The sequence below is a fragment of the Micromonospora sp. PRAS1 genome, from assembly GCF_059553435.1.
On the sequence record NZ_JCANNB010000081.1, the window covers coordinates 1 to 4,402 of the forward strand.

The 4,402-nt window shown below is 72.5% G+C and carries 3 protein-coding genes and 3 tRNA genes; 2 read left to right on the top strand and 4 right to left on the bottom strand.

All coding sequences use genetic code 11. From position 1 onward, the window contains the following. Positions 1 to 133: 133 nt before the first annotated feature. The 4 genes from AC507J_RS32095 to AC507J_RS32110 form a co-directional block, all read right to left on the bottom strand. Positions 134 to 209: transfer RNA gene (locus tag AC507J_RS32095), tRNA-Glu, on the bottom strand. Positions 210 to 450: 241 nt separating this feature from the next. Then, positions 451 to 523 (bottom strand) — tRNA-Glu (locus tag AC507J_RS32100). A gap of 138 nt (positions 524 to 661) precedes the next feature. After that, positions 662 to 733 (bottom strand) — tRNA-Gln (locus AC507J_RS32105). Positions 734 to 830: 97 nt separating this feature from the next. Then, a complete protein-coding gene (locus AC507J_RS32110) occupies positions 831 to 1,634 on the bottom strand; it encodes a fumarylacetoacetate hydrolase family protein (RefSeq protein WP_496294282.1) in 804 nt (267 codons plus the stop codon). Positions 1,635 to 1,769: 135 nt separating this feature from the next. Between AC507J_RS32110 and AC507J_RS32115 the strand changes: the two genes are divergently transcribed. Continuing rightward, positions 1,770 to 3,233, top strand: coding sequence for a hypothetical protein (locus AC507J_RS32115; protein WP_496294284.1), 1,464 nt, complete (start codon positions 1,770 to 1,772; stop codon positions 3,231 to 3,233). 162 nt (positions 3,234 to 3,395) lie between these two features. Continuing rightward, positions 3,396 to 4,295 (top strand): 3-methyladenine DNA glycosylase, encoded by a 900-nt coding sequence (locus AC507J_RS32120; RefSeq protein WP_496294286.1) that lies wholly within the window; start codon positions 3,396 to 3,398, stop codon positions 4,293 to 4,295. The last annotated feature ends 107 nt before the right edge of the window (positions 4,296 to 4,402 follow it).

Sequence of the window (4,402 nt, forward strand, 5' to 3'; positions counted from 1 at the left end):
CGGCGTGTCGCAACAATAACTTCATGATCAACGGGGCGGGAGGGAGGGGGTGGGGAGGGATGGAGAGGGTGGGGCGGGAGGGAGGGGTGCGGGAATGGGCGCCGGCCGGGTAGGCGGGCGGGCAGAGTGTGATTGGTAGCCCCGACCGGATTCGAACCGGCGCTACCGCCTTGAGAGGGCGGCGTCCTGGGCCGCTAGACGACGGGGCCAGAGACTTTCCTGTTCACCAGCCCTCGCGGGCGGTGCGGCAGTAGTCTAGCGACGCCGTCGCGGGGCACCAAAGAGGGGGTCGGTGACGGCGCGAGGGCTGCGGTGACGGCGCGAGGGCTGCGGTGACGGCGCGAGGGCTGCGGTGACGGCGCTTCGGGTGGCGCGGTGCCGTCGGGCCCGCCCTCTGACCGGACAGACGAAAAACGGCTCGTCCCGCCGAAGCGGAACGAGCCGAATCTGTAGCCCCGACCGGATTCGAACCGGCGCTACCGCCTTGAGAGGGCGGCGTCCTGGGCCGCTAGACGACGGGGCCAGAACACGAACGCGACACCACCGCGCGGGTGGTGCCGCCGAACTCTACCAGACATCCTGGTCGATCACCCTCGCGGGAAGATCGACGCTGAACTCCACCAGAATCCAGCGACCTCGATTCTTGCGAATCTCGGTTGCGCTGGGGTACCAGGACTCGAACCTAGACTAACTGAACCAGAATCAGTCGGGCTGCCAATTACCCCATACCCCATTGGCCCCTTGCGGCGCCGGGATCAAACTCTACCCTCCCGGCACCGACAGGCCAAATCGACTTCCCCAAACCGCCCTTGAGCTGCGAAAACGCAGGATCAGGTCGCAGACACGACCGGGTTGGTCAGGTCTCCGATCCCCTCGATCCGGACGGTGACCGTATCCCCCTCCGCGAGCGGGCTAACCCCCGCCGGCGTACCGGTCAGCACGACATCGCCGGGCAGCAGCGTCATCACGTGTGAGACGTACGACACCAGGGCCGGGGCGTCGAAGATCATGTCCCGGGTACGACCCAGCTGGCGCACCTCCATCTCCTCCGGATCGCGCCCCACCTCGCAGCGGATCTCCAGATCCCGGACGTCGAGGCCGGTGGTGATCCAGGGCCCGATCGGGCAGAACGAGTCGAATCCCTTGGCCCGGGTCCACTGGCTGTCGGAGCGCTGGAGGTCCCGGGCGGTGACGTCGTTGGCGCAGGTGTAGCCGAAGATGGCCCGCTCCGCGGCGGCCCGGTCGGCCCGACGGGCGCCCGGTGCGCCGATCACCACCGCCAACTCGGCCTCGTGCTCGACCTGCTTGCTGAACTCGGGCAGCCGGATCGCGTCCCGGGGGCCGATGACCGAGGTGGAGGGCTTGAGGAAGAGCAGCGGTTCGGTAGGCACCTCGACGCCGTGCTCGGCGGCGTGCTCGGCGTAGTTGCGGCCGACGCAGACAACCTTGCTGGGCAGGATCGGCGAGAGCAACCGGACGTCGGAGAGCGCCCAACGGACCCCGCTGAACGTGATCTGGCCGAACGGGTGACCCGAGATCTCGGCGATGGTGAGCCCCTGCGGGCCCGCCTCCGGCTCCCCCTCGACGACCCCGAACGACATTCCCTTGGCATGGGCGAAACGAGCGATACGCACGAGGCCAATCTAGTCCGACCTGGCGGACCGGGTGCGGCACCTTACCGGGTACGCCCATCTCGGGGGCCGGATTCCGCGCTTCGTACCCGCCCGACGTGACCCCGCACCTAGCGTCGGCTGCGGAGGTTCGTTCGTATGCCTGCATCGACACGACACCACAGGGCCCTCGCGGCGATCGTGCACTGCGTCGGCTTCCTCACCGCCCTGCCGGTGCTGCCGGCGGCCACCGCGCCGGACGCGCCGACCGCCGGACAATCCCAGGTCACGGCGGTCGGACAAGCGCACGCAGCGGCCGGGCCGGCCGGGCAAGCACACGCAGCGGCCGGGCAAGCACACGCAGCGGCCGGGCAAGCGCACGCAGCGGCCGGACGGCCGCAGGCGGCGACGGCGACGGCGACGGCGACGGCGGAACCGGATCCCACCTCGCCGGAGCCCGATCCGACCATGCTGACGCCGGATCCCGCGATGCCCGCGGCGCCGCCGGCGGTGCCCACCCCGACGCGACTCGCCTCACCGGCGCCCGCCCCGAAGGTCAGCGTGGCGGTGGCACCGGAGAACAGCACCGAGCCCGGGTACCGCATCGAGGTCCGCAACACCGGTAACGCGCCGGTGAACACCACCGTGCGGCAGGAACTGCCCCGGGGCGTCTCGGCGACCTCGATCACCGACGGCGGCCGGGAGGTACGCCCGGGCGGATCGGCGGCGACCGCGGTGACCTGGCAGCTGAGGTTGCCACCCCGGAGCACCACCACGCTGGGCACCACGCTGCGCACGGCCGCGACGCAGCAACCGCTGACCGCCCCGGCCTGCGCGTTCGCCGGGGACGGCCGGCAGCCGTACGACTGCGCGAGCGCCACCTGGACGAACCCGCACGCCGCGACCGCCGGGTCGCAACAGCCGTCGGGTTGGCGTGGCCAGGCGCCCGCACTGCTGGTCGGCGCGGGGGCAGCGCTGGTGCTGGCCGTCGTGGGGTTCGTCACCTGGCGGCGCAACCGGCGGCCGGTCGCCGCCGCACTCGCCTCGGACGGGCCGGGGACGGTCTATCCGCGGCCGGCCGCGCCCCGTCCACCTGGCCGCCGGCGTACGCCGCCGATCTGGTTGATCGTGCCGGTGGCCGCGACGGTGCTGGTGGCCACGATCGGCATCGCCGCCTGGACCGCCACCCGGCGGGTCACCGCGATCGACACCGACAGCCAGCCGACCAACGGCGCGTGGAAGGGCACCGGGGCCAGCGGCAGCCTCGGCGTCCCGCTCCGGGAGGACGCGTTCGAGTTCACCGTCTACCGGATGGTCTGCGAGCCCGGCCAGCAGCTGCGCCAGTGCCAGGCCACCGTCGGCGTCCGCAATGTCACGCCGGAGCACCAGAGCTGGCACGGCAAGCTGCAACGGGCGTACCTGCCGAACGGCAACTGGGTGACCGCCGACGAGCCGGCCACCCGGCGGGCGAACCAGGGACGGGACGTCTTCGCCGAGCCGATGGCGGCCGGGAGCCGCATGGTGCTGCCGCTGGTCTTCACGGTCAACGGACGGGCGGCCCCCGAGCGGCTGGAACTGCGCAGCGGGGTCTTCTCCGCCGGCGTCCGGGTGGAGATGCCCTGAGGCGCCTACCGGGACCGGCCCCGGGCAGGTCTGCCCGGGACCGGCTGATGGTATGGACCTGCCCCTGACCGGCTGAGCGTACGGACCGGCCCGTGACCGGCGGGCGGGCGGTGGTCGTACCCTTGGGCCGTGAGGGGGCAGGCAGGCGGCACCGCGCCGACCGTGGGCACGCCAAAGGTGATCCCTGCGGCGGGCTGGCTTCCCCTGCTGGCCGCGCACGAGGAACGTGCGGACGCGCTCACCGCGGCCCACCGCGCCCGCAGGGCCACCCGGGAACGGCACGCCATCGACGACTTCCTCTACGACTACTACGGCACCAGGCCGTCCGTGCTGCGCCGCTGGCACCCCGGGGTGGGGGTCGCGCTGGCACCCGGGCCGGACGGTCCCGCACCGCATCGGCGGTGGCGGTGGTACGCCACCGATGCCGACGGCCTGGTCAGCCTCGACCCGCCCGCCTTCCTCGCCGCCCGGGCCGACTCGGTGCGCTTCATCCACCGGCTCCTCTCCTCGATCGCGTCACGACCGGCCTTCACCGGCTGCTTCGGCCTGCACGAGTGGGCGATGGTGTACCGGCAACGTGAGCATCGGCACCCGCTTCCGCTGCGACTGGGGCAACCGGGCACCGACGCCGTGGTCGAGGCGCACCAGATCCGGTGTACGCACTTCGACGCGTTCCGGTTCTTCACCCCCGAGGCGGTCAGCCTGAACCGCCTGCAACCGACCCGGGCCAGCCAGGTCGACCTCGACCAGCCGGGCTGCCTGCACGCCGCGATGGACTGCCACAAGTGGGCCGGCAAGCTCGGCCCCGCGGTCCCGGGCGACCTGGCGCTCGACTGCTTCGAGTTGGCCCGGGACATCCGGCTGCTCGACATGCAGGCGTCGCCGTACGACCTCTCCTCGTACGGGCAGCCGGCGGTGGCCATCGAGACGCCCGAGGGCAAGGCGGAGTACGTGGCTCGGCAACGCGAGTTCGCGCAACGGGCCAGCCGGCTACGCGCCCGGCTGATCGAGGTCTGCGCGGCGTTGCTAGCGGAGGCGGCGCCAGCCGCAACGATGGGCTGAGCCGACTGCGGCGCAGGCCCGGCGGGCACCGCCCGGCACGCCGATCCGGAACGCCCGGTCGCGGTCCGGAACGCCCGGTCGCGGTCCGGAACGCCCGGTCGCGGTCC